This is a genomic window from Streptomyces sp. BK340, assembly GCF_007827595.1.
In the GTDB taxonomy this organism is placed as follows: Bacteria; Actinomycetota; Actinomycetes; order Streptomycetales; family Streptomycetaceae; genus Streptomyces.
The window spans coordinates 339,243-363,464 of sequence record NZ_VISR01000002.1 but is presented as its reverse complement, the minus strand read 5'-3'; the positions used below and the strand labels follow the sequence as shown (position 1 = coordinate 363,464).

Here is a 24,222-nt window from a genome sequence, read left to right as displayed (position 1 = left end):
CACCGGCGCTGTGGCGGCAGGAATAGCGAAGCCAGGAAAGGGCCACCCCGCTCCTTGCAGATCATCGAGCCGAGCCGATCGGCGATCTCCCGGTCACAGCCATTGACCATGTGCTGGTAGATCAGCGCCGCGCGAGGCGCGCTGTGCCCCGTCCTGGTCATCAGCTCACGCAGACTCAAGCCGGACGCGGCGGGAGTGTTGCAATGCCGTGAGGTTCACTCACCATCGCTGGTCTCGATGTGGACCCTCGTCAGCGCAAACAGGATCAGGAGGTCGATCGTCATCATGGGGATGGCCCACAACGGGTAGTACGGAACGAACATGAACTGGGTGATCAGGCTGATCGCTGCCACCGCCACACCGGCCCCGCGACCCCAGCTCTGGCCCGTAAGGACTCCCAGGCCGGCAATGACGAGTGCCACTCCGAGCACAAGGTGGATCCAGCCCCAAGCCGTCAGGTCGAACCGGTAGGAGTACCGGGACGCTGTGAACAGGGTGTCCTGTGCGATTCCGGCTGCGCCCATCAGAATGCTGAGGGGCCCACTGAGCATCATCATGATCCCGGCGAACGAGGAGGCGTCGATGATCGCGTGTCCTCGCTGTGTCCTGTTCGGCACCGTTGTCATGGCAGCAGCCTTCCTGTGCAGCGCGGTCACCGATGCACACCGCCCGCGCGAAGCCAGCCACGCTCCCCTGCCAGCATGGCCGCAATCCCTCGTCGCCGCGACTGCAACCCCGGGCCGCCATCAGGGCATTGCCGCAGGTGACCGTCCGAGGGCAGCCAACGACGACAGACGCGACCGCTTTCCCTGGTCAGGGATGGCGCGTTGAGTACCACTGCAGGTGTTCATCCGCGAAGCCATGTTGCGGGACATCAGACGGTCCCCGTGCCACAGCCGTGCCAGACATGGCCATCCGGGTCAGAGCCGCACTCGCTTTCGTGCCCGCTGCGCACTGCGGGACAGGGCACGAAATCCCGATCAACCGCCAGGATTTGTCGCCATTTTGACACCCCTTACCGTCGGAGAGACGCTGGAGGGCAGAGGCTGAAGGGGGGCGAGCCACGTAGGAGCCCTCCCATGAACGCTCGACGCGTACGCCTGGCGGTGCTGGCCCCCCTGGTGGTGTCGTCGTTGACAGCCGGGGCGGTGGAGCTCGCCGCCTCGCCGGCCGCGGCGGTGTCGCCCACCTGCGCTGTCTCGCGGGCCGACGGTCGGGCGAACCTGAAGGTCATCGGCGAGGACTTCCAGCCGAACAAGGCCGTTTTCATCGAGTCCGCGCACGGAGCCCAGGGCACCGTGCGGACGGACGCCGGCGGAAACTTCTCCGCGACGATCACTCAGGCCCGCGGCACCATCACCGCCCGGCAGGTCGGCAGCCCCGCGGCCAGGTGCGGCACGGCCGAGCAAGGGGCACGCCAGAGTGCGCAGGAGCAGTACGCGGCAGGCTACAAGGCGGGTTACGCGGCCATGAAGAGTGATTGCGACGTGCGGCAACTGCAGGGCGTCACGGTCAACGAGAACTTCCGGCAAGGATTCAGGGACGGCGCGGCCGCGGCGGAGAAGAAGTTCTGCGGGGACTAGAGCGTGTCCCAGCGACTGGCACGCGAGAGGAGAAAGCCATGCGCATACGACGACTGCTGGGGCTCGCCCTCGCCGCAGCAACCCTCCTCGGCGTGAGTGCCGTCGGCGCCGCCACCGCTCAGGCAGCGACGTATCCGGTCATCTCCTCCGATCAGTGCACAGCCCAGGGTGGAACGGTCAACCCGGGCGGCCCCTACCGCGGCCCCACGTGCGTCTTCCCTGACGGGCACTCGGAAAGCATTACCTGAGGGCTGCGCCCGGCCCCTTGCCCGTCCGCTGACAGGCGATCAAATGGCAGCCGACGGGGCAGCCGACGTGGCGACCGCCGTCAGCGCTCCGCATCCGTCTCCGGGTCCGCCGGATCCGCGGCGGCCTGTGCGAGGTTGTGTTCCAGGCGTTCCAGGGTGACCAGGGCCGCGGTCCGTTCGCCGGGTGAGAGGTCCGCGGTCACGAGGTCCTCCAACTGGCTCCACATCTGCTCGACCTCGTGGCGCAGGGCTTGGCTGGCCGCCGTGGGTTCGATGAGGGACGCACGCCTGTCGGTCGGCGAGGGGCGGCGGCGCACGAAGCCGGCCTGTTCGAGGCGCTTGACGGTGCGGGTCATGGTGGCGGCGTCGGAGTCCAGCAGCCGCACCAGGTCGGCCTGGCGCTGGGGGCCGAGTTCCCACAGGTGCATCATCACCAGCTCCTGACCCGGATGCAGGCCGGTGCGGCGCAGCAGCTGTCCCGCGAACATGCGGTGCAGACGGGCCAGGCGGAAGATCGCGTGGCTGACCGGTCCGCCGCCGGCCGCGGCCGGCACCGGGACGGTGGGCTCCGGCTCGGACTGCGCCATCTTCCTCTCCCGCTTCCCCCACTGCTTCACTTCCCCGCCTGCCTGGCCGAGCAGCCAATTCTACCCCGGCGGAGGCCGCTCGGCCGTCCGTTCTGACTTCGGAGAAGATATGAGCAGGTCACCATGCGTGATGCACCTCACATTCGACCTCGGGAATGGGTTCAGCGGGTTTACCTGTTCGGACAGGTAAATCGAGCATCGCTTCCCGAGGAAGAGACCATGACCACTGCTTTCGAACCGATCGTCCTGGGCGGCAGGCGCCTGGTGAACCGCGTCGTGATGGCCCCGATGACCCGCAGCCGCGCCTACGGGCCCGGCGCTGAGCCGACCGAGCTGATGGCGACGTACTACGCGCAGCGCGCCGGCGCCGGCCTGATCGTCACGGAGGGCATCCAGCCCTCGCCTGTCGGCCAGGGCTACCCCGACACCCCCGGCCTGCACACGGCCGGGCAGGTGCGGGCATGGCGGACGGTCACCGACGCCGTGCACCGCGAGGGCGGCGTGATCTTCGCGCAGCTGATGCACACCGGGCGGATCGGCCACCCGAAGCTCCTGCCCGACGGCCTGGTGCCGGTGGGGCCGTCGGCGGTGGCCGCCAAGGGGCAGGTCTACACCCACGAGGGCCCGCAGGACTTCGTGACGCCGAAGGAGCTGAGCGAGGCGGAGATCCGGCAGACCGTCGACGACTTCGCCTACGCGGCCCGGGGCGCGGTCGAGGCCGGGTTCGACGGCGTGGAGATCCACGGCGCCAACGGCTACCTGATCCACCAGTTCCTCGCGTCCGGAAGCAACCGGCGCACCGACGCCTGGGGCGGCGGCACCGAGGGCCGGATCCGCTTCGCCGTCGAGGTCGTCACGGCCGTGGCCGAGGCGATCGGCGGCCACCGGGTCGGTCTGCGGATCTCGCCCGGAAACCCGTTCAACGACATGTCCGAGGACGACCCGGGCGAGGTCTACCCCGCCCTGCTCGACCGGCTCGCCGGCCTGGAACTCGCCTACCTGCACCTGATGGAGGGACCGGACCGCGGCCTGACCACGGCGCTGCGCAGGGCCTGGCCCGGCACCTTCGTCCTGAACCCGTTCACGCACCCCGACGTCACCGGCCCCGACGAGCTGAAGCTGCTGGAGGACGGGATCGCGGACATGGTGGCCTACGGGGCGCTGTTCCTGGCCAACCCCGACCTGCCCCGGCGCCTGGCCGCCGGCGGTCCGTTCAACACCCCGGACCCGGCCACCTTCTACGGCGGCGACCACCGCGGTTACACCGACTACCCCGCCCTCGACTGACCGGTCCCGCTGCCGGCCGGGGCTCGTCCAGGCGGCCCCGGCCGGATCCTCAGATCCTGCGGCCCCGGTACAGCCGCCCCCCGACATCGGTGAACCGCAGGTCCAGGCCGACGCCGTCGCGCTCGGCGTGGAAGTGGAGGTGGGGCTCGGTGGAGTTGCCGCTGTTGCCGACCTCGCCGAGGAGGTCGCCCGGTTCGACCATGTCACCCGGGCTCACCGCCACCGAACCCGGGCGCAGGTGCGCCAGCTTGACGATCTCGCGGCCCGTGTCGATGAAGACGTGGTTGCCGTAGAGGGGCTGGTAGCGGATCTCGCCCGGGCGCTGGTCGGCGATCGTCGTGGCCGCCGAGATCACGCGGCCGCGGCAGGGGGAGCGGACGGGGCGGCCGTACGCGGCGTAGTCGGTCAGCTCTCGGCCGGGGCGGGTACGGGTGCCGTGCGGGCCCAGGGAGACCAGGTCCAGGGCGGCGCGCTGTTCCGGGACTCGGGCGTGGTGGTTGAGGGGGCGGCCGCCGCCCTGGACGACGTACCAGGTGCCCTCCAGGGGGAAGAGGAGGGGCTGGGAGACGGGGGTGCGCCAGTGGTGGAGGCGGCCTCTGGTCACCAGGAACACGGCGCCCGCGAGGACGGTCAGGGACACCGCGAGGTCCAGGGAGGGGTGACCCCCCGGGAGGCCGGGGAGGCGGTAGGCCGAGGCGAGGGCGGTGAGGGCGGTCACCTCGACGGCACGGCGGTGCAGGCGCGGCTGCTGGGCGGGGGCGCCGCAGCCCTCGACGAAGACGAAGAAGGCCGCGAGGCCGGCCAGGCCGGCGCACCAGGAGGTGCGGTCCGCGGCCGTCCAGAGCATGCCGACGTTCCAGAGGGTGACCAGGAGGACCAGCGTCAGCCAGGTCGCGGGCAGCGGGAGCAGGCGGCGGCGGGACGGGGGCTCGTAGCCCACTCCCTCCAGGAGCAGGCCGGTGATCCTCTCGCCGTCGGGGGTCTGGTGGGCCCAGGCGCGGACGCTGCCCTGCGGGCCGGTGACGATCAGGCCGTCGGGACTGTCCGTGACGGCGACGGGGGTTCCGGTGCGGGCGAGGGTGCCCTGCACGATCTCCTCCATGCGGGAGGCGCCGACCGCTTCCGCGACACCCGGCGCGATCCGGACCCTCCCGGCCGGGTCCGCCGTGAGGAAGCGGACCAGGATGCCGGCCTCCGGCGGTGGCACGGGAGACGAGGGCTCGGCCTCGGACGTCGGATCGTGCATGTGGGCCCCCGGTCGCAGATCTGGCAGTGGTGGGCCGCGCGGTACGTCTCGCGGCCGACTGGAAGACGATCAAGGGCGGGGCGGGGTTCGTCGCCCGGCCCGGCGATCCCGCATCGGTTTCTTTACGGATCCCTGACACCCGGCACGCATCCATGGACGCCCGCCGTGATGTCATCCCCGTTGTCCGGAACCGGACGGAAGTCGCGTCGGAGAATGGAGTGCCATGGAAGGCACCGTCGTCGCAGTGGTCGTCGTGGCCGCGTTCGTACTGCTCGTGCTGAAGAGCGGCATGCGGGTGGTCAACCAGGTGGAGCGCGGAGTGGTGTTCCGCTGGGGCAAGGCGCTGCCCGCCCACCGGCAGCCGGGCATCACCTTCCTGATCCCGTTCGCCGACCGGATGCGCAAGGTGAACGTGCAGGTCGTGACCATGCCGGTGCCCACCCAGGAGGGCATCACCAAGGACAACGTGTCGGTGAAGGTCGACGCCGTCGTCTACTTCCGGGTGACCGACCCGTTGCGGGCGGCCATCGAGGTGCAGGACTACCACTTCGCCGTCGGGCAGGTCGCCCAGTCCTCCCTGCGGTCCATCATCGGCAAGAGCGACCTGGACGATCTGCTGAGCGACCGGGAGCGGCTGCACGAGGGGCTCGCCCTGATGATCGACAGCCCGGCCGCCGGGTGGGGCATCCACATCGACCGCGTCGAGATCAAGGACGTACAGCTGCCCGAGTCGCTGAAGCGGTCCATGTCGCGGCAGGCCGAGGCGGAGCGGGAGCGGCGGGCCCGGGTCATCACCGCGGACGGCGAGTTCCAGGCGGCCCAGCAGCTCGCCAACGCGTCGCGGATCATGTCGGACACGCCCGAGGCCATGCAGCTGCGGCTGCTCCAGACGGTCGTCGAGGTCGCCGCCGAGAAGAACTCCACGCTCGTGATGCCGTTCCCCGTGGAGCTGCTGCGGTACTTCGACCGGGCCGCACAGCACATCGGTGCCGGCGTCGACGCGAAGAGCGTCCCGGCGCAGCAGGCGCAGGAGAGCGTTCCGGCCCAGCAGCCGGAGCAGAGCGCCGACCAGCCGTAGCACGGGTGTCCTCGCCTCCCCCTCGGCACCTGGGCGGGGGGAGGCGACCCGTCGGAGTTAGCATCCGCTCATGACGACCAACGACCACAACGGCTCCGTACTGGACACCGAGATCGGGGCCCTCAAGGGCGGCTCCGCGAACCTGCCGCAGTACGCCGGCAAGAGCGTTCTCATCGTGAACGTGGCCTCCAAGTGCGGCCTGACCCCGCAGTACACGGGCCTCGAGCGGCTGCAGGAGCGGTACGCCGAGCAGGGCTTCACCGTGCTGGGGGTGCCCTGCAACCAGTTCCTCGGGCAGGAGCCCGGCACCGCCGAGGAGATCGCCGAGTTCTGCTCCGCGACGTACGGCGTGTCCTTCCCGCTGACCGAGAAGGTCGAGGTGAACGGGGAGGGCCGGCACGCGCTGTACGAGCGTCTGGTGGGCTTCGCCGACACCGAGGGACACAGCGGGGACATCCGCTGGAACTTCGAGAAGTTCCTCATCGGCCGGGACGGGCAGGTCGTCGCGCGCTTCTCGCCGCAGACCGAGCCGGAGGCCGCGGAGGTCGTGGCGGCCATCGAGGGCCAGCTGGGCTGATGGGTTGACCTTGCCCCAGGGGCAGGGCCGAGCGTCCCTGTCACCGGGCGGGAGGAACCGCCCGGTGACGGAGGATGACATCGTGAACGAGGAGCTGCTGACCATCGGCGCGTTCGCCGCGCGGGCCCGGCTTTCGGCCAAGGCGCTGCGGCTGTACGACCGCCTCGGGCTGCTCGCCCCGGCGCATGTCGACGAGGCCAGCGGTTACCGCTACTACCGCGCCGGCCAGGTGGAGCACGCCCGTCTGGTGGCCCTGCTGCGGCAGCTGGACATGCCGCTCGCCCGGATCGCCGAGGTGGTCGGGGCGCAGGGCACCGCGGCCGCGGACCTGCTGGCCGCCTACTGGGCGGACGTGGAGACCCGGGTGGCCGGGCAGCGCACCCTCGCCGAGTACCTCCGTGGACGACTGTCGGGGAGGAGCTCCGAGATGTACGACAAGTTCGTGGTCGAGACGGTGGACGTGCCCGCGCGGGTGGTGATCACCGAGACGCGGCACACGCTCGCGGACGAGCTGCCGGCCTGGATCGGCGCATCGCTGGACCGGCTGCTGCAGGCCGCGCGGGAGTGCGGGGGCGTGGCGGGTGAGCCGTTCGTCGTCTACCACTCCGAGGTGTCGATGGAGAGCGACGGGCCCGCCGAGTCGTGTGTGCCGGTGGCGGACGAGGCGGCGGCCCGGGCGTGGGTGGAAGCGCACGGCCGGGCCGGGGCGACCCGGGTACGGGTGGAGCCGGCGGCCCGGCTGGCCTACACCCGGATCGCCAAGGCCCAGGTGGCCCATCCGCAGATCCTGGCCGCCTTCGGGGCGGTGGAGCAGTGGCTGGCCGGGGAGGGCCTGGAGATGGCCGGTCCCTGCCGCGAGGTGTACTTCGCGGACTGGGACGCGGCCGGGCCCGGGGATCCGGTGTGCGATGTGGCGTTCCCGGTGAAGTAGCCCTGGGCCGGGCCTGGCCGAGCCCCCTCGGCAAGGACGGCGACTCGTCGAGAGGGCTCTGCGGGTTGACGCGTGTGCAGTTGTCGTCGGACGTGTCTGCGGGGGAACGTCAGAGAGGGCTCCCTACGCCTTGACCGAGGCCACGAAGGCGTTCCACGCGTCGGCGGGGAAGGCCAGGATCGGGCCCTGGGTGACCTTGGAGTCGCGTACGGCGAGCTCCGCGGTGGTGGGCGACTTGACCTCGACGCAGGCGCCGTTGCCCGCGGAATAGGAGGACTTCATCCACGTCTCCGAAGCGCCCTGAATCAGTGCCATGTCCACTCCTGTTGCGAGTTGCTGGTGGTGCGGTTCACGCCAACCTTGTCGTCTGATTGGCGTGATCGACGCTACCGGGCAACCGCCTTTGCCGGAGTAGTCGTTCACTCAAGCGGATGGCATATTCCAAGTGAGCCTTCCGCTGAATCGTAACGACGGTGTACGATCCGGCACTTCCTGTGGAGCAGGGCTCAATCGGCGTAGGTTTTCGCCACGTCGGAGATGTATTGCCGGGATTGCTCCACATTGAGGGACTGTGCCCGCAGATGCTCGTACATCACGGCGTACTTCTGCACGTCCTGCGCCTTCTCCAGGTACAGGTCGCTGGTCACGCCCTCCAGGTAGACCACGCTGGAGTCGGCCGCGTCCGTGAACTCCAGGATCGCGTACTGCCCGTTGAGCCCCGGGTGCGCGCCCACCTCGAAGGGCAGCACCTGCACGGTGACGTGCGGCAGCTGGGACATCTCGATCAGGTGCTCCAGCTGCTCACGCATCACCAGTTTGCTGCCCACGACGCGGCGCAGCGCCGCCTCGTCCAGCACCACCCACAGCCGAAGGGCGGCGCCCTCGGCGGTGATACGTTCCTGTCGGCGCATGCGCACCTGCACGCGCTTCTCGATCTCCGCCGTCGACGTCTCCGGCAACGCGCCCTGCACCAGGGCCTCCGCGTAGGCGCGGGTCTGCAACAGACCGGTCACCAGCTGGGGTTCGTACACCCGCAGCGACTCGGCGTCGGTCTCCAGACCGATGTACACGCTGTACGGGATGTCCCCGAACGTGTGCCACCAGCCCTGCTGCCGCGAGTCCCGGGCCATCTCCATCAGGGAGTCGACGATCCGCTGGTCCTCGACCTCGTACACCCCGCACAGATCGCGCACATCACGCTGACTGATGCTTCTGCGGCCGTTCTCCAGCCGACTGATCTTCGACTGCGACACGAGCAGCCGCTCCGCCACCTCTTCGGCCGTCATGCCCTTGAGCTCACGGAGCCTGCGCAGCTCCTGGCCCAGCCGGCGTCGTCTGACGGTGGGATTGACACTGGACGCCACGGGACGTGCACCTCCGGCTGCCTGCCTGTACCTAACACTTTGCGTATCTGCTGTTGAGCAGACTGCCACCAAGGTGCTTTCTACCGCTGGGAAACGGTGGATATGCGGCGCGTACGCGTCAGTTCGGGCACGGATTTTCGGGTCCGGACGCGGCCGAGCGGGGCGGAGAGACCACAAGGATCTCTCCGCCCCGCTCGAACCAGCGGCTCCCGTACCGGGACTTGGGGACCGGCGGTGCGGCTCAGTGGGCCACGACGCGTGCCATGGACCCGCGGCTGGGCTGCATCGGAACCCCGCGTGCGGGTTCCGCCACGGTCCTGGCTCCGTGCCCCGCCTGCCGGCCGGCCGTGGCCGGTCCACGCCGCGGCTGGGCCGCGGCGCCGTTCTGTACGTCCATCACGGCATGCGCGACCAGCCCGCCCATGGGGTCGTGCCGGATCAGGTCCCGCAACCGGGAACGTGAGGAGCGGCCCTCGTTCCCCGGGTACAGGTGCTTGCCGAGTCCGACGGCGTGGGCCAGGGCGGCGAGCGCCGCGGTCCGCGGGTCCGGCGGTACGCCGGTGCGGATCGCGGAATCCAGCCGGGCACGGATCTCCCGGCTGATGTCGGTGTCCGTCGCCTGGTAGCGAGTCGTCGGCAGTACTCCGCACATCTGCCCCGGTACGGCGGCAACCATGCCGCACCGTTCGAGATGCGAGAGGTAGATCTGACGCAGCCCCAGCCGGGGCCCGCCGATCCAATGGACGGCACGCACGGGAGCGCCACGCCTTCGCAGCAACTCCAACGCACAGTCCAAAGTCGGATCTCCAGTCGGCCGTGGTACCACCACGGCGATACGATCCCCGTCTGGGGCTATCCGTCCGGCCAGCGCCAGCTCCACTAGCTGTGCTCCGGCCAGACCGAGGTCGAGCGACTGCGGCTGTGCAGTGGTACCCGTGGCCGGGTCCAACGCCAGCAGCAGAAGCTCCTCCGGAAGTGTTCTGCGGCTCCTGCCCATCCATGCCTCCCCGCGTGGATGAAAGACAGGGTGACCCCTCTCACATTGGTCTGTCGAGGGTGCGTGACCGGTTCGTGAGGGAACCGGCAGGTATGTCGTTCTCGTCTACCACAGGGGCCAAGCCCTCACACAGGACACTGGTACATGGTTCGGACAGGGCGCGCGAGTGGGCGTGCGGCGCACTAGGAGGCATCGGTGGCGGGCGAGTCCCCCGACAGGTCGAAGCAGCACGAGTCGTCGGCGGAACCGACGTCGGGGAGCGGGGGTACGGTTCCCGAAGCCCGCGATCCGCGTCTCGCGGTCTCCCGCGAAAAGGATTCCTCCGGCGCCAGGACGGACACGGCGACGAAGGTCCTCTCGGTCCGGGACGTGAAGGTCGCCGCCGGCGCCGAGGACGACGACTCCGACCTCCGCGAGGCCGTCTCGGCCTGGGTCCGCTCGGCCGAGGACCCGAAAACCCCCGAAGACCCCGGTTCCACCGGAACCGACCCCAAGTCGAAGCCGGACGCGAAGGCTGACACGAAGTCGGAACCGACCGACACCGCAAAGACCGAGGCGGAGGCGGAGGCTGACGCAGAGCCCGAGGACGAGGCGAAGGCCGACGCCGAACCCGAGGACGACGCGAAGGCCGCTGCCGAAGCCGAGGACGAGCCCGAGGACGAGCCGAAGGCCGACGCCGAGCCTGAAGACGAGGCGAAGGCCGACGCCGAGGGCGAGGCCGAGGCCGAGGCCGACGCGAAGGCTGACGCCGTGCCCGAGGACGAGGCGGAGGCCGCCGACGGCGAGGACGCCCCGCAGAAGGCACCCGCAGCCGACAACGAGACCCGCACGGGCGATGCGGGCGGGAACAAGACCGCCGAAGGCGAAGCCGAGGCGGAGGCCGACGCCGAGCCTGAAGACGAGCCGAAGGCCGACGCCGAGCCCGAGGACGAGGCGCAGGCCGCCGACGGCGAGGACGCCCCGCAGAAGGCACCCGCAGCCGACAACGAGACCCGCACGGGCGGTGCGGGCGGGAACAAGACCGCCGAAGGCGAAGCCGAGGCGAGGCCCGCCGACGCCAAGCCCGCGGCGAAGGGTGTCGACCAGCCGACCACCCTCATAAAGGCCGTCAAGCCCAAGAAGCCCCAGGTCGACCAGCCCACCACCACCCTCAAGCTCGGCGGCAGCAAGTTCGTGCCGCTCAAGAACGACACCTCCGCCCCCACCACCGCCCTCCCCCAGGTCGGCCCCGAACGCACCACCCAGCAGCCCCTCCCGCCCAAGCCCCCGCTGGACCTGCTGGCCGAGCTGACGAACACGCCCCCGCCCCCGGAGACCCCGGTCCGCACACTGGTCCGCCGGGTCAAGATCTGGACCCCGCTGGCCCTCCTCCTGGCGATCGTCTTTGCGGTCGTACAGGCCTTCCGCCCGCTCCCCCAGCCCACCCTCGCCCTCACCGCGAAGGACACGTACACCTTCGAGGGCGGCAAGGCCGACATCCCGTGGCCGTCCAGCGGCCAGGCCGCCCTCGACGTCCAGGGCATCGGCACGTTCGGCTCCTCCGGCGCCCAGAAGCCCGTACCGATCGCGAGCGTCGCGAAGGTCATGACGGCGTACCTGACCCTGCGCGACCACCCGCTCAAGAGCGGCGAGGACGGCCCGAAGATCAAGATCGACAAGGCCGCCGAGGAGCAGTCGGACGCGGGCCAGGAGTCCACCGTCCCGGTCACCGCCGGTGACAGCATCTCCGAGCGCGAGGCCCTGGAGGCGATCCTCCTGCCCTCCGCCAACAACGTGGCCCGGCTGCTCGCCCGCTGGGACTCGGGCTCGGAGAAGGCGTTCGTGACGAAGATGAACGCCGCCGCCAAGAAGCTCGGCATGACCAACACCACGTACACCGACCCCTCGGGCCTGACGGACTCGACGGTCAGCACGGCCGTGGACCAGGTCAAGCTGGCCAAGAAGGCGATGGAGCAGCCCGCGTTCCGCGAGGTCGCCGCGATGATGTCCTACGTCGACTACAAGGGCGTCAAGCACAACAACTACAACCGGCTGGTCGGCTACAACAACGTCGTCGGCATCAAGACCGGCACCACCACCTCGGCCCTCGGCAACCTCGTCTTCGCGGCGAAGCAGCAGGTCGGCGGCGAGACCCGCACCGTCATCGGTGCCGCGATGCGCCAGCCCGCCGGCGGTTCGGACAACACCATCATCAGCGGCGTCCTGGCCGCCGGCGACAAGCTGATCCGAGCCGCGCAGGGCGCTCTGAAGTCGGCGACGATCCTGAAGAAGGGCGATGTCGTCGGTTACGTCGACGACGGCCTCGGCGGCCGTACGCCGATCGTGGCGACGAAGGACGTCACGGCGGCCGGCTGGGCCGGTCTGAAGGTGAAGCTGTCCTTCACCTCGGACGCCGTACCGCACACGGCGAAGGCCGGCACCAAGGTCGGCACGCTCACCGTGGGTGACGGTTCGGCCGGTGCGGTGACGGTCCCGGTGGCACTGCAGAAGGACCTGACCGAACCCGGCTTCACGGACAAGCTGACCCGCCTGCGCTGAGCCGCGGCCCCGCTTCACCACTCCCCCACCCCGCCGACGGAGCCCCGCGGCGGGGTGCGTGCTAGCGTCACGAAACGGGGCAGCTCGCCGGTCCGTGGGACGGGGCCGCGAACTGGACGGGAAGCGGCCGGTAACACCGAGGGACACGGCCGAGAACAGAAGACGGGACACGGGGAGTGCCTTCAGGTGGCCACAACCGAGCCGACACGCGCGGACGACGCCGACCCGGACCCGGGTTCCGGCCCTCGAATACGCCTGTCCACGGCTGACACGGACGGTCGCGCCGACACGGACGGTCATCGCGTGGACCGCACCGACAGCCACAGGGACAGTCACACGGACAGCCACGCGGACGAGCGCTCTGACAGCCGTACGGACGACCGACCGTACGGCCGCACGACCGCGCGTCAGGGCCGGCTCGCCCGGCTCCTCGTCGCTGCCGAGCCCCTGCGGCAGCGGCTCCTGCTGCACCCCGTGCTGTCGGTCACGGCTCTCGCCGGCCTCCTGCACATCGTCTGGTTCTTCACGTTCGCGAACAGCGGCGGCGACCTCGCGGCCCAGGACGCCTGGGCGGAGTTCGTCGGCCGGCACCCGGACTCGGCGTACAACCTCGCCTGGTACGGGGGCATGCACCCGGTCTCGTACAGCGTGGTGTCGCCGTATCTGATGTCGATCCTCGGCGTCCGTACGACGATGATGATCGCCGGGACGGTCTCGGCGGGCCTGCTGACGCTCGTGCTGATCCGCAGCCGGGCGGTGAAGAACCCGCTGTGGGCCGCGATGGCCGGGGTCTTCGCGCTGCTCTGCAACGCGGTGTCCGGGCGGGTGACCTTCGGGCTCGGCACGATGTTCGCGCTCGGCGCGGTCGCGGCCGTCTTCTGCTGGCCCTACCGGTGGCGGTACAAACGCTGGGCGAAGGCCCTGGTCGCCGCCCCGCTGGCGGCGCTCGCCACGATGGCCTCGCCGGTCGCGGGGCTGTTCGTGGGCCTGGTCGCCGTCGCGCTGTTCCTGCAGAAGCGGCGGCCCGGCGCGTGGGCGCTGGGGCTCGCGCCCACGGCGGTGGTCGCCGTCTCGGCGTGGCTGTTCCCGTTCTCGGGCACCCAGCCGATGATCTTCGGCTCGGTGATCATGCCCCTGGCGTACGGCCTGCTGTGCCTGTTCCTCGTCCCCAAGGAGTGGATCACGGTACGGCTGACGGCCGCCGTCTACAGCCTCGGCGTCGTCCTGGTCTGGCTGATCAACTCGCAGATCGGCTCGAACATCTCGCGGCTGCCGATGCTGTTCGCGGGCGCGGCACTGATCGCAGCCCTGCCGTACACGGTGCCGCGCTCGCGCAAGTGGTACGTGGCCGTGGTGGCGTTCCTGGGCTTCGTCGGCTGGATCGGCTTCAAGACGGTCGACGACATCATCCACACGACCCCTGCCGCGTCCTGGGCCCGTGAGCTGGCGCCGCTGGTCAACCAGCTCCAGAACGTCGGCGCGGAGAAGGGCAGGGTCGAGGTGGTCCCGGCGCGCTCGCACCGCGAGGCCTCCGCGCTCGCGCCCTACGTCAACCTGGCCCGCGGCTGGAACCGGCAGGCCGACATGGAGCGCAACCCGCTCTTCTACGACGACACGCTCAACTCGGCGAACTACCACGAGTGGCTCCAGCGGTGGGCCGTGCACTTCGTCGTGCTGCCCAAGGACAACCCGGACGGGGACGGCGGCGAGCGCGAGCGGCAGCTGCTGCAGCGCGGGATGCCGTACCTGAAGCAGATCTGGGGCGATGCCAACTGGCAGCTGTTCCGGGTGACCGATCCGACGTCGCTCGCCGAGCCGAACACGGTGGTGGACCGGGCCGAGCAGGGCGAGATGACGCTGCAGGTGCACAAGCCGGGCCGGATCCTGATCAAGATCCCGTACTCGCCCTGGCTGAGCATCGTCGACGGGCAGGGCAAGAGCCTGAAGCCGCCGCAGAAGACCTCCGACGGCTTGACGTACGACAACGTCAACGGGTGCCTGATGGAGTCGCCGGAGGACTCCAAGGGCGACAAGTGGACGACGCTGCTCGCGCCGAAGGCCGGGACGTACCACCTGGCCGCGCCGTATCAGCTGCCGCGGGGTACTCCCTGCCCCGACGAGCTGAAGTGAGCCCGGCTGTCAGCCGCGAAGCTCCGCGACGTACCGGTCCGTGCCCGGGATCGTGGGGATGAACGGGGCCATCAGTTCGACCCGGCCCAGGCCTGACTCCGCCACCTGCTCGTCCCACCCGGTGAAGTGCTCCTCCCAGCACTCCCGCGGGTCCTTCTCCAGGAACCAGAGAAGGGTCAGGCGGGTGTCGACGCCCTCGACCTGTTTCACGTAGGTCATACGGTCGCCGGGCAGGGGTGTGGGCCGGAAGAGCGTCACCATCGCGGCCGGGGACCCCGCCAGGCGGCGGGGCAGTTGGCGGGCGGTCAGCCACTCGACGAGCCGTGCCCGCTGCTCCGCCGACTCCGCGTCGATCACCCCGACCACAAGCCCCGCGTACGGGTGGTCGAGGGCGTGGAAGTCCCGGGGGCCCGCCGCGCCGTCCCGGTAGACCGTTCTCTCGTGGTCCTGGAAGGCCGTGAAGACGTGGGTGCGGGCGTGGTGGACGCGGGCGTCGCGGTTGAGGCGCTTGTTGATGGCGACGGTCCACTTCATGTGGTCGTCGTAGCGGCCGTCGGTGATCCAGTACGTGGAGATGTAGCAGCCGGCCGTGACGGGCTGGGCGACGGCCGACTTCTCCGGGTAGCGCAGGAGCTGCAGATCGCGGGTGGCGACCCAGCGGCGGCCGGTGTACATCCAGGGCATGGCCATGGCGCCGGCGTAGTAGTGGTCGTCCTCGTACCAGCGGTTGTAGGCGTACTCGTGGCCGGGATGCGGCTCGACCATGGTGATCAGGGCGTGGCCGGGGTGGACGCCGTAGGGGCCCACGGCGGCCAGTTCGGCGTACGTCTCGCTACGGGTGTCGGTCTCCTCGGACATGAACGCTCCTCCCCTTCCGTCCTCCTCCACTCGCCCATACTCTGACGCTCCGTCAGATGATGCGCCAGAGCCAGGACAGCTGGAGGTCCGCCATGTCACTGCTCACAGGCAAGACCGTCGTCGTCTCGGGAGTCGGGGCCGGGCTCGGCCATCAGGTCGCCGCGGCCGTCGTACGGGACGGCGGGAACGCGGTGCTGGGGGCGCGCACCGAGACGAACCTCGCCAAGAGCGCGGCCGAGATCGATCCGGCCGGCGGGCACACGGCGTACCGGGCGACCGACATCACCGACGAGAGGCAGTGCGAGGCGCTGGCCGCACTGGCGCGGGAACGCTTCGGGGCCGTTCACGCCGTGGTGCACGTGGCCGCCTGGGACTCCTACTTCGGCGGGGTCGAGGACGCGGACTTCGCGACCTGGCAGTCGGTCATCGAAGTGAACCTGCTGGGGACGCTGCGGATGACGCGGGCGTGCCTGCCGGCCCTGAGGGCGGCGGGCGGCGGATCGGTCGTCTTCGTCGGGACGCAGTCGGCGGTCGCCGCGCCCTCACAGGTGAAGCAGGCCGCGTACGCCGCCTCGAAGGGGGCGCTGACCAGCGCGATGTACTCACTGGCGCGAGAGCTGGGACCGGACCGGATCCGGGTCAACACGGTGCTGCCGGGCTGGATGTGGGGGCCGCCGGTGCAGGCGTACGTCCAGTTCACCGCGCACACGGAAGGGGTGCCGGAGGCGGAGGTGCTCGGGCGGCTGACGGAGCGGATGGCGCTGCCGGAGCTGGCGACGGACGGGGACGTGGCCGACGCGGCGGTGTTCCTGGCCTCGGACCGGGCGAGGGCCGTCACGGGACAGTCGCTGCTGGTCAACGCGGGGGAGCTGATGCGCTAGCTGTTCATATAGATGAACGTCAGTCATCTCGTCGAACATCTTTACTCTGACTTGACCTTACGGTCGCTTGTCGTGTTCACGTGACCGCACCCACGATCGAGCACATGAACAGTCTCGACTGGGCCGTGCTGATCGGCTACTTCGGAGTGATGGTCGCGATCGGCGTCTGGTCGCACAAGCGCGTCGACAACGTCAGCGACTTCTTCACGGCCGGCGGCAGGATGCCCTGGTGGCTGTCCGGCATCTCGCACCACATGTCGGGCTACAGCGCGGTGATGTTCACGGGGTACGCGGGGATCGCCTACACCTACGGCGTCACCTCCTTCATCACCTGGTCCTTCCCGATCGCGCTCGGCATCGCCATCGGCTCCAAACTGTTCGCGCCGCGCATCAACCGGCTGCGGTCCCGGCTCCATGTGGCCTCTCCGCTGGAGTACCTGAAGAACCGCTACAACCTGCCCACACAGCAGGCGCTCGCCTGGTCGGGCATACTGCTGAAGATCGTGGACGTGGGCGCCAAGTGGGCGGCGATCGCGACCCTGTTGTCGGTGTTCACGGGGGTGTCGCTGAACCAGGGCATCCTCATCACCGGCGCGATCACCGCCGTCTACTGCACGATCGGCGGCCTGTGGGCGGACGCGCTGACCGAACTCGGCCAGTTCGTCATCCAGTTGCTGGCCGGCATATCGATGTTCGTCGCGGTCGTGCTGAAGCTGGACGACAAGAACATCGGCTTCTCCGGCGCCTGGGACGAGCCCGCGCTGCACGGCCACGGCAAGCCGCTGGTCGGCCCCTACGGCACGGTCTTCCTGCTCGCGTTCCTGTTCATCAAGCTCTTCGAGTACAACGGCGGCATGCTCAACCAGGCCCAGCGCTACATGGCCACGGGCAGCGCGCACGAGGCCGAGCGCTCGGCGCGCCTGTCGTCGATCCTCTGGCTGGTCTGGCCGGTCGTCCTCTTCTTCCCCATGTGGATGTCCCCGCTGCTCGTCCACGCGCAGAAGCCGGACGGCTCGGACTCCTACGCCCTGATGACCGAACAGCTGCTGCCGCACGGCCTGTTGGGTCTCGTCATCGTCGGTTTCTTCTCGCACACGATGGCCATGTGCTCCTCGGACGCGAACGCGATCGCCGCGGTGTTCACGCGGGACGTGGCGCCGGTGGTGTCGACGAAGGCGCGGTCGTGGACGGAACGCTCGGGCCTGATCGCGGCCCGGGTGACGACCGTCGTCTTCCTCGGTCTGTCCATGACGGTCGCGACGCAGGTCAACTCCCCCGCCTTCAAGGACATCATCACGGTCGTCATCAAGTGGGTCGCCGGTCTCATGGGCCCGATCGCGATCCCGATGATGCTGGGTCTGCTGCGCACGTTCCGCCGCTCCGGCCCGACGGCGGCACTCACCAGCTGGGCGGCGGGCCTGCTGGCCTTCTGGCTGGTCAACTACCCCATCAACTGGAACGTCGACGGCGGAGTCCCGCTCCAGTACCAGGTCTCGATCCCGCTGGCGGTCTCCCTGGTCCTGTACGTCCTCATCGGCTACCTGAAGCCGGAGGACACCCCCGAACGCCTGGCGATCATCGAGAAGGTCAACACGGACGGGGACGGCGCGGCGGCGGTCCCGGTGCCGGCGGGCGCGGGGGACGACGTGGTGGGAGCGCCGTAGCGGACACCTGGCTCAGGCCCGCGGGTATCGGGCCAGCCACCCCGGGGACGACCCCGCGGGGCCGTGCAGCGCGGGCCCCTGGGTCATCTCCATCGCGAAATCGTCGGCGAGTTCCAGGATCGTCGGACGGCCCTCCAGCTCGGTCAGCCAGGCCGGGGGGAGGGCCGTTTCGCCGTGGAGGGCGCCGAGGAGCCCGCCGGTGAGGGCGCCCGCCGCCGCGGAGGGGCCGCTCTGGTTCACCGCGAGGCAGAGGCCGTGGCGTACGTCCTCCCCCACCAGCGCGCAGTACACGGCCGCGGCCAGCAGGCCGTCCGCGGTGCCGTCGCCGGCCAGTTCCTCCACCCTTGACGGGCCGGGCAGGCCCTGCCGTACCGCGCCCAGCGCGTGCTGGAGTGCGTCGGAGACGGGCTGGTGCCCGGGCCTGGCGGCGAGCAGGGCGAGGGCCCGCTGCACGGCGCTGTCCAGGCTCTCCCCGCGGGCCAGCGCATGCACGATGACGGCGTACGCGCCCGCCGAGAGGTAGGCGATGGGGTGGCCGTGGGTCTGGGCGGCGCACTCCACGGCCAGCTGGATGACCAGTTGGGGTTCCCAGCCGACCAGGAGACCGAAGGGGCCGGAGCGGGCCACGGCCTCCGGGCCCAGTTCACCGGGGTTCTTCGGGGCCTCCAGCGTGCCCATGGTCTCGTCGCCGAGTCCGACGAGCAGGGCCCGGGTCGGGTCCCGCCGGGCGTACAGCCACTCCTCCCGCGCCAGCCAGCCGTCGTCCTTGCGGCGCTCGTCGGGGCCCCAGTCCCGCTGGGTGGCCGCCCACCGCAGATACGCCCGGTGCAGATCGGTCGGCGGATGCCAGGCGCCGGTGTCGCGGCGCACCTGGGCGCGGATCAGCCCGTCCACCGTGAAGAGGGTGAGCTGGGTGTGGTGGGTGACGGTACCGCGCCGCCCGTGCCCGAAGGCCAGGTCGAGCAGTCCTTCCCCGCCGTACACGGAACGGATCTCGTCCAGGGCGAGCGCGTCGGCAGGCCCGCCGAGCGCGTCGCCGACGGCCGCGCCGAGCAGGGTGCCGCGCACCCGGCTGCGGAAGTCCTGCTGTTCCACGCGGCCCCAGACGGCAACGGACGTCGTACTCACTCAGACCTCCTCACGGCACCGTCCGTACGTACGACGCTCAGCACTGTAATCGACCAGGGACGATCGGTTCACGGGGGCAAATCAGGCCCGCCCGGTCATTCCCGCACAGCCATGAGCGCTTCGACCCCGTCCAGAATCCGGTCGAGGCCGAAGTCGAGCGGATCGACACCTGCCGGGTCGAAGGCGCCCTCGGCGATCGCCCTGGTGAGGGCCGGGAAGCGGTCCGCGTGCCGGGCGAGGAGCTCGCCGGTGAGCCGGTCCCACTCCCGGTCCTGCTCCTCGTCGTAATCGGACACCTGCTGGGCGAGGTTGCGCACGAGTCCGACGAGGAGCAGGAACACCTGGTGCCGCTGGGCGGCGCCGAGGCCGGTCGGTTCGAGGGCGGCGAGCGCCGCGTCCAGCCAGCCCAGCTGCCGCGGCCCCATGACCTGGCGGCGCATCGCGGTGGCGGAGAGCAGCCAGGGGTGGGCGGAGTAGACCCGCGCACACTGCCGCACCCACTCGCGCGCCCCCGCCCGCCAGTCACCGTCCGGCACACCCGACAGATCCGGGCCCTCGGCCAGCACCGCCTCCACCATCAGCTCGACGAGTTCGGTCTTCCCCGGTACGTACCGGTACAGCGCCATCGCCGAGACACCGAACCCGCCGGCCACCTTGCTCATCGAGACGGCGTCCAGCCCTTCCCCGTCGGCCAGTTCGACGGCGGCCGCGGCGATCCGCTGCGGGGACAGCTTCGGCTTGGGCCCGCGGGTGGGCTGCTCCTGCTCGCCCCACAGCAGCGCGAGGCTCGCCCGCGGGTCACGCGGCTTGTCCTGCTCCTTGTTCCGGGCGGCCATGCGGTCCCTCCCCTTCGGTCCGGACGAAGCCCGTTGACTCCGACCACCAACTGTATATACCGTAAACACAACTGCTGACGGCATAAACAGTTTAGGGGGAACACCATGCTGCTCACCTACCGGGCCCTCAAGCGCGCGTCGCTCGCGAAGAAACTGCGCATCACCGCGCCGAACGGCATCGACGAGGGGTCGTACGTCCGCATCGGCGGCATCGACCAGTGGATCTCCATCCGCGGCGAGGACCTGTCGAACCCCGTGGTCCTGGAGATCCACGGCGGCCCCGGCGCCTCCAACCTGATCTTCACCCCGCGCACCCGCGCCTGGGAGCGGCACTTCACGATCGTGCGCTGGGACATGCGGGGCGCGGGCAGGACGTTCGCGGCGGGCGGCCCGGCCGGCCAGGGCGAGATGACGCTCGACCGCCTCTACGCCGACGCCCTGGAGGTGACGGAACACGTCCGCGCCCGCCTCGGCGTCGCCAAGCTCCTCCTCGTCGCCAACAGCTTCGGCACGGTCACCGGTCTGCGGCTGGCCCGCAACCACCCCGAGCTGTACTCGGCGTACGTCGGCACCGACCAGAACATCATCGGCGGTGGCCGCGACACCTCGTCGTACGAGGCGCTGCTGGCCCGGCTGGAGAAGGCGGGCAAGAAGAAGGAGCTGGCGAAGGTGGTGGCGATGGGCCCGGACCGCACGGCCTGGTCCGCACACGAGTGGTCGGAGCACGCGAAGATCGTCGTCACGACCGACCCGCTGACCTACGACACGATGAAGACGGTGGTGATCCGCTCGCTGTGGTTCTCCCCGTTCCACACCCTGCGCGGGCTGCGCTCGTACCTGAAGGGCATGAACTTCTCCGAGCAGCTGGGCCCGCAGGCGATGACGGTCGACGAGCGGGCCGAGGGCACGTCCTTCCGCCTCCCCTTCTTCCTCTTCCAGGGCGACAGCGACGTCCTGACCCCACCGGAGCCGGCCCGCCGCTTCTTCGAGGACGTCACGGCCCCCGTGAAGGACTTCGCCCTCATCAGGGAGGCGAGCCACTTCGCGTCCTTCCGGCACCCGGACCAGTTCCTGGACCTGATGCTGAACAAGGTACGGCCCGTGGTGACGGGGGACGCGGCGGTGCGCTGAAGCACCGTGACGCAGGGGTCAGCCGCCGTCCTCGGGCCGCGCGGCCCTCCTGCGCCTGGGCGCCACCGACCGGCGGATCTCCTCGGTGGCCGCACGGAACGCGGGCGCGGCGTGCTCGAAGTAGTCGAAGAGCACAGCGCGCTGGTCAGGGGTGTAGCGGGCGAGGATCTCGGCGATGTGGCGGCGGGCGGGGCCCACGACCTCCTCGATCCGGCCGAGCGCGTCCGGGACCGGCTCGACGATCACCCGTCGGCGGTCCCTGGGGTCCGCGGTGCGGCGCGCGTACCCGGCCCGCTCCAGGCGGTCGATCAGGCGCGTGGTCGCACCGGTGGTCAGCCCGGTCCTGGTGGCCAGTTCACCCGAGGTGAGCCCGCCTTCCGCCGCGATCAGGCTGAGCGCGTACCACTCCGACGTGTGCAGACCGGCGGCCTCCGCGCTGGCCAGGCCCTGGAGGCCCACCGCGTCCAGGTACTGGCGGAAGATCACGTGCTCGTCCCCGCCACCCACAGGGGTTGCCACCACCGGAGTTCCCTCCTAAATTTATCTGCACGGATGCAGATACTGCTTTCGTTCAGAATCTGCATGCAGTCTAGCGAGCAGAGGAGACCTCCACCATGTCGAACGCCAGCCACGACGTCGCCGCCATCACCTCCGTACTGAACGAACTGGTCGCCGCATGGGAGCGGCACGACGCCGACGCCTACGGCGAGCTGTTCACCGCCGACGCCACCTACATCACCTACGTCGGCACCTTCTACCAGGGGCGCCAGGACATCGTGGACAGCCACCGCACCCTGTTCACGGGCTTCCTCAAAGGCACCAGGCTCGCCGACGAGGTCCTCGACATCCGTTTCCACGGAACGGACACGGCCGTGGTCAACGGGCGCGGCGACACCTACAAGGGCAAGCGGCCGAGCAAGCTCACCAAGATCCAGACGTACACCCTGGTCCGCGGAAGCGACGGCGCGTGGCGCATCGCGGCCTTCCACAACACCAAGCGCAAGCCGCTGATGGAGTCGGTCTCCTACCGGTTCGCGCCGGGGCTCGTCCCGGCGGCGGAGCGGTGAGCCGCGAAATCCGTCACAGCCCGGCCTCCCTCTCGGCCGCCTCTCGGATCGACCGGATCTCCACGATGGCCTCTGCGGGGTCCTGCTCCCCCGCATCCACGATGCGTTCCAGCTCCCTCAGTCGGGCGGCACGTTCGGGGTGCCGTTCGATCGCCACGAACACGGCCCAGGAGTGAACGAAGGCGCACAGCGGCGCGAGGCTCTGGGTCTGTTGCGCGTTGGTCGTAGCTTCGAGGAGGTGCCGCGTCAGCGCACCCGACTCGGAGCGATGCACGCGACCGCCGCCCGCAACGCCTCCGGCGTCAGCTCGGGCATGGGAGCCGTCAGGCCTTGGGGAGGAAGCCGTGGTCTTTCAACTCCTGCAGGGCGGCGGCGATCTCGAACTCGCTGTCCCGGAGCTGCGAGGCCAGCGCCTGGACGCTGGTCGGGGCCCCTTCGGGCAGCATCCGGAGGTGGACCCCGACGCCGATCGCCATGAGGGACAACTCCGGGTGCTGGGCGAGGTCGTCGTGCCCCGCGAAGATGCGTGCCTTGGGCGTGGGCCGGTACCTGTAGTCCGTCGGCCGGTACTGGTAGGTCATCGGATTCCTCTCCTGAGGGAGCTCGGCAGGTCAGGCTGCTTGCTCGGACGGCGCCCGGCAGTCGCGGCAGCGCCCTGGCCGCGGGGCCCTGAAGGCCCGATCGCAGCCGTCGCAGGTCTGGAGCGGGTCGGGGCGAGGTGGCGTGACGCTCGGGGGCGGAGCATCGGGCAGGTGCGGGGGCAGTCGGGTGGTGAGGCGGTGGGCCAGGAAGGCCGCCGGGTGCTTGATCGGGTCCTGGGGGAGACCTGTCGTGAGGGTGCGTACGACGACTGTGGGGGGCACGCCTCTGTCCAGCCACTCGGTGACGGACGGGCCCAGACGGCATACGTCCCGTTCGGTGAGGAGCAGACGGGAATCGTGCGCGCGAAGTCCGGCGAGCAGTTCGGCGACCTTGTGGTGCGGCGCCGGAGCCTTCGGCGGGGCAGGGACGGCAGCCGACTCCTGAGGGGCCCGGCCGGCTTCCACCACCGCGCGACGCGGCCTGTTGTACCAGATCGTGCGGGTCACGACCTGGCCCGATGAAAGACGCTCCTTGGGGCGTGAGTAGAACCCGTACTTCTCCAACTCGCGCAGGGCGGAGGCGATCCTGATCTCCCCCTCGGGCAACTGCTCCGCCAACGCCTTGATGCCGACCGGGGCGCCCTCGGGCAGCGATTGGATGTAGCCCCCGATGCCCTTCGCCGTGGAGGACAACTCCGGGTGCTGGAGCAGTTCATTGCTGATGACGGTGAAGTTGCCGTCGAGGCGTTCCTTCACATGGGTGACACCGGAGTGGGAAGGCGGGGTCTTGGCGCACGCGGGCGCGCTAGGCTGCTTGTCAGTCATCGGGAAGGGGCTTTCTTCCTAGGTGATCAGGCCCTCGCACTGGGATTGCCGTCCCGGCGAGGGCCGATGCATGTCTGGGGTTGCTTTCGCCGACGTTGCACCACAACTGTCCCACCGCGCCAGTTGCGTTGGGCATATTCACTCCCGCGGGTGATCGACGGGGGCGGTGGGGGTGGGGTTGGTTCTTTCCCCGGTTCTTTGGTCTTTGGCGTCGGGAGCCGCCGGGTCACGCCCCGGCGCGTCCCGGTGTGAGTTCGGCCCAGACCGTCTTGGCGTTGGCGGGGGCCTCGTCAACGCCCCAGCGGTGGGCACAGGCCGCGACGATCAGTAATCCCCGGCCGGACTCCGACGCCCCGTCCGCCGGGTCCGGGGTTCGCGGGATCCGGTCGCCCCGGGCGTCGGTCACCTCGATACGGAGCGTGCCGTCGTCGTGCAGTGCCAGGCCGAGCCGGAAGTCTCTTCCCGTGACCCGGCCGTGCAGTACGGCGTTGGCGGCCAGCTCCGCCACCACCTGCGCCGCTTCCTCGAACGGCACGCCCCACTCATCCAGTTGGCGCTCGGTGAGGAGGCGGGCGAGGCGGGCACCTCTGCGGGTGGCGGAGAGCTGGATCCTGAGGTGGGTTTTCTGATTCACGTCACCCAGCGTGGCCGCCGCTCCCTACTCTGAACAGCGACGACCACGGTA

26 protein-coding genes are annotated in these 24,222 nt (G+C 70.2%); 12 read left to right on the top strand and 14 right to left on the bottom strand.

Going from position 1 to position 24,222, the window contains the following annotated elements; all coding sequences use genetic code 11:
- Window positions 1–215: 215 nt before the first annotated feature.
- The gene (locus FB157_RS05050) at window positions 216–656 is read right to left on the bottom strand and encodes a hypothetical protein (RefSeq protein WP_261386172.1); all 441 of its coding nucleotides are present in this window, start codon (window positions 654–656) and stop codon (window positions 216–218) included.
- A gap of 423 nt (window positions 657–1,079) precedes the next feature.
- On the opposite strand from FB157_RS05050, the gene FB157_RS05045 reads away from it, so the two are divergent.
- Both FB157_RS05045 and FB157_RS05040 read left to right on the top strand, forming a co-directional pair.
- On the top strand, window positions 1,080–1,583 hold the full coding sequence (locus FB157_RS05045) for a hypothetical protein (RefSeq protein WP_145876350.1): 504 nt from the start codon (window positions 1,080–1,082) through the stop codon (window positions 1,581–1,583).
- 38 nt (window positions 1,584–1,621) lie between these two features.
- Window positions 1,622–1,831, top strand: coding sequence for a hypothetical protein (locus FB157_RS05040; protein WP_145876348.1), 210 nt, complete (start codon window positions 1,622–1,624; stop codon window positions 1,829–1,831).
- An 80-nt stretch (window positions 1,832–1,911) separates the two neighbouring features.
- Here the strand turns inward: FB157_RS05040 and FB157_RS05035 are convergent, their stop codons facing one another.
- Window positions 1,912–2,418, bottom strand: coding sequence for a MarR family winged helix-turn-helix transcriptional regulator (locus tag FB157_RS05035; RefSeq protein ID WP_145876346.1), 507 nt, complete (start codon window positions 2,416–2,418; stop codon window positions 1,912–1,914).
- A 219-nt stretch (window positions 2,419–2,637) separates the two neighbouring features.
- Here FB157_RS05035 and FB157_RS05030 point away from each other — a divergent pair, with 219 nt between their 5' ends.
- Complete coding sequence (locus FB157_RS05030) at window positions 2,638–3,705, top strand: alkene reductase (RefSeq protein WP_145876344.1); 1,068 nt, start codon at window positions 2,638–2,640, stop codon at window positions 3,703–3,705.
- Window positions 3,706–3,754: 49 nt separating this feature from the next.
- On the opposite strand, the gene FB157_RS05025 is transcribed toward FB157_RS05030, so the two are convergent.
- Complete coding sequence (locus FB157_RS05025; RefSeq protein WP_145876342.1) at window positions 3,755–4,951, bottom strand: M23 family metallopeptidase; 1,197 nt, start codon at window positions 4,949–4,951, stop codon at window positions 3,755–3,757.
- 223 nt (window positions 4,952–5,174) lie between these two features.
- On the opposite strand from FB157_RS05025, the gene FB157_RS05020 reads away from it, so the two are divergent.
- The 3 genes from FB157_RS05020 to FB157_RS05010 all read left to right on the top strand — a co-directional run bounded on the left by FB157_RS05020 (window position 5,175) and on the right by FB157_RS05010 (window position 7,537).
- Window positions 5,175–6,029, top strand: a complete 855-nt coding sequence (locus FB157_RS05020; RefSeq protein WP_145876340.1) for a slipin family protein — start codon at window positions 5,175–5,177, stop codon at window positions 6,027–6,029.
- Window positions 6,030–6,099: 70 nt separating this feature from the next.
- Window positions 6,100–6,606, top strand: coding sequence for a glutathione peroxidase (locus FB157_RS05015; RefSeq protein ID WP_145876338.1), 507 nt, complete (start codon window positions 6,100–6,102; stop codon window positions 6,604–6,606).
- Between the two features lie 64 nt (window positions 6,607–6,670).
- Entirely contained in the window at window positions 6,671–7,537 is an 867-nt protein-coding gene (locus tag FB157_RS05010; protein ID WP_145876336.1) for a MerR family transcriptional regulator, read from the top strand.
- Between the two features lie 123 nt (window positions 7,538–7,660).
- Here FB157_RS05010 and FB157_RS05005 read toward each other — a convergent pair whose 3' ends face one another.
- The 3 genes from FB157_RS05005 to FB157_RS04995 form a co-directional block, all read right to left on the bottom strand.
- Window positions 7,661–7,852 carry a DUF397 domain-containing protein gene (locus FB157_RS05005; protein ID WP_145876334.1) on the bottom strand — a complete coding sequence of 64 codons (192 nt, stop codon included), beginning with the start codon at window positions 7,850–7,852 and terminating at the stop codon, window positions 7,661–7,663.
- A 191-nt stretch (window positions 7,853–8,043) separates the two neighbouring features.
- Window positions 8,044–8,901: a helix-turn-helix transcriptional regulator gene (locus tag FB157_RS05000; protein ID WP_145876332.1), complete on the bottom strand. Its 858-nt coding sequence runs from the start codon at window positions 8,899–8,901 to the stop codon at window positions 8,044–8,046.
- Between the two features lie 241 nt (window positions 8,902–9,142).
- The gene (locus FB157_RS04995) at window positions 9,143–9,898 is read right to left on the bottom strand and encodes a GPP34 family phosphoprotein (RefSeq protein ID WP_145876331.1); all 756 of its coding nucleotides are present in this window, start codon (window positions 9,896–9,898) and stop codon (window positions 9,143–9,145) included.
- 195 nt (window positions 9,899–10,093) lie between these two features.
- On the opposite strand from FB157_RS04995, the gene FB157_RS04990 reads away from it, so the two are divergent.
- Window positions 10,094–12,436: a D-alanyl-D-alanine carboxypeptidase gene (locus FB157_RS04990; RefSeq protein WP_145876328.1), complete on the top strand. Its 2,343-nt coding sequence runs from the start codon at window positions 10,094–10,096 to the stop codon at window positions 12,434–12,436.
- 186 nt (window positions 12,437–12,622) lie between these two features.
- Complete coding sequence (locus FB157_RS04985) at window positions 12,623–14,566, top strand: MFS transporter (protein ID WP_186581347.1); 1,944 nt, start codon at window positions 12,623–12,625, stop codon at window positions 14,564–14,566.
- Between the two features lie 9 nt (window positions 14,567–14,575).
- Here FB157_RS04985 and FB157_RS04980 read toward each other — a convergent pair whose 3' ends face one another.
- Window positions 14,576–15,424, bottom strand: coding sequence for a hypothetical protein (locus FB157_RS04980; RefSeq protein ID WP_145876326.1), 849 nt, complete (start codon window positions 15,422–15,424; stop codon window positions 14,576–14,578).
- 92 nt (window positions 15,425–15,516) lie between these two features.
- Here FB157_RS04980 and FB157_RS04975 point away from each other — a divergent pair, with 92 nt between their 5' ends.
- On the top strand, window positions 15,517–16,305 hold the full coding sequence (locus FB157_RS04975) for an SDR family oxidoreductase (protein WP_145876324.1): 789 nt from the start codon (window positions 15,517–15,519) through the stop codon (window positions 16,303–16,305).
- A 104-nt stretch (window positions 16,306–16,409) separates the two neighbouring features.
- The gene (locus tag FB157_RS04970; RefSeq protein WP_145876799.1) at window positions 16,410–17,969 is read left to right on the top strand and encodes a sodium:solute symporter family protein; all 1,560 of its coding nucleotides are present in this window, start codon (window positions 16,410–16,412) and stop codon (window positions 17,967–17,969) included.
- 12 nt (window positions 17,970–17,981) lie between these two features.
- Here FB157_RS04970 and FB157_RS04965 read toward each other — a convergent pair whose 3' ends face one another.
- Together FB157_RS04965 and FB157_RS04960 are read right to left on the bottom strand one after the other, a co-directional pair.
- The gene (locus FB157_RS04965; RefSeq protein ID WP_145876322.1) at window positions 17,982–19,097 is read right to left on the bottom strand and encodes an ADP-ribosylglycohydrolase family protein; all 1,116 of its coding nucleotides are present in this window, start codon (window positions 19,095–19,097) and stop codon (window positions 17,982–17,984) included.
- Between the two features lie 95 nt (window positions 19,098–19,192).
- Entirely contained in the window at window positions 19,193–19,933 is a 741-nt protein-coding gene (locus FB157_RS04960; protein WP_145876320.1) for a TetR/AcrR family transcriptional regulator, read from the bottom strand.
- 105 nt (window positions 19,934–20,038) lie between these two features.
- Here FB157_RS04960 and FB157_RS04955 point away from each other — a divergent pair, with 105 nt between their 5' ends.
- The gene (locus FB157_RS04955) at window positions 20,039–21,064 is read left to right on the top strand and encodes an alpha/beta fold hydrolase (RefSeq protein WP_145876318.1); all 1,026 of its coding nucleotides are present in this window, start codon (window positions 20,039–20,041) and stop codon (window positions 21,062–21,064) included.
- A gap of 18 nt (window positions 21,065–21,082) precedes the next feature.
- Here the strand turns inward: FB157_RS04955 and FB157_RS04950 are convergent, their stop codons facing one another.
- Entirely contained in the window at window positions 21,083–21,583 is a 501-nt protein-coding gene (locus FB157_RS04950) for a MarR family winged helix-turn-helix transcriptional regulator (protein ID WP_145876316.1), read from the bottom strand.
- Window positions 21,584–21,678: 95 nt separating this feature from the next.
- Between FB157_RS04950 and FB157_RS04945 the strand changes: the two genes are divergently transcribed.
- Window positions 21,679–22,131 (top strand): SgcJ/EcaC family oxidoreductase, encoded by a 453-nt coding sequence (locus FB157_RS04945; protein WP_145876314.1) that lies wholly within the window; start codon window positions 21,679–21,681, stop codon window positions 22,129–22,131.
- 13 nt (window positions 22,132–22,144) lie between these two features.
- Here the strand turns inward: FB157_RS04945 and FB157_RS04940 are convergent, their stop codons facing one another.
- The 4 genes from FB157_RS04940 to FB157_RS04925 all read right to left on the bottom strand — a co-directional run bounded on the left by FB157_RS04940 (window position 22,145) and on the right by FB157_RS04925 (window position 24,180).
- Entirely contained in the window at window positions 22,145–22,405 is a 261-nt protein-coding gene (locus tag FB157_RS04940) for a hypothetical protein (protein WP_398946190.1), read from the bottom strand.
- A gap of 49 nt (window positions 22,406–22,454) precedes the next feature.
- Window positions 22,455–22,712 carry a hypothetical protein gene (locus FB157_RS04935; RefSeq protein WP_145876311.1) on the bottom strand — a complete coding sequence of 86 codons (258 nt, stop codon included), beginning with the start codon at window positions 22,710–22,712 and terminating at the stop codon, window positions 22,455–22,457.
- Between the two features lie 30 nt (window positions 22,713–22,742).
- Window positions 22,743–23,537 (bottom strand): helix-turn-helix domain-containing protein, encoded by a 795-nt coding sequence (locus FB157_RS04930; RefSeq protein WP_145876309.1) that lies wholly within the window; start codon window positions 23,535–23,537, stop codon window positions 22,743–22,745.
- A 226-nt stretch (window positions 23,538–23,763) separates the two neighbouring features.
- Entirely contained in the window at window positions 23,764–24,180 is a 417-nt protein-coding gene (locus FB157_RS04925) for an ATP-binding protein (RefSeq protein WP_398946261.1), read from the bottom strand.
- Window positions 24,181–24,222 lie beyond the last annotated feature (42 nt).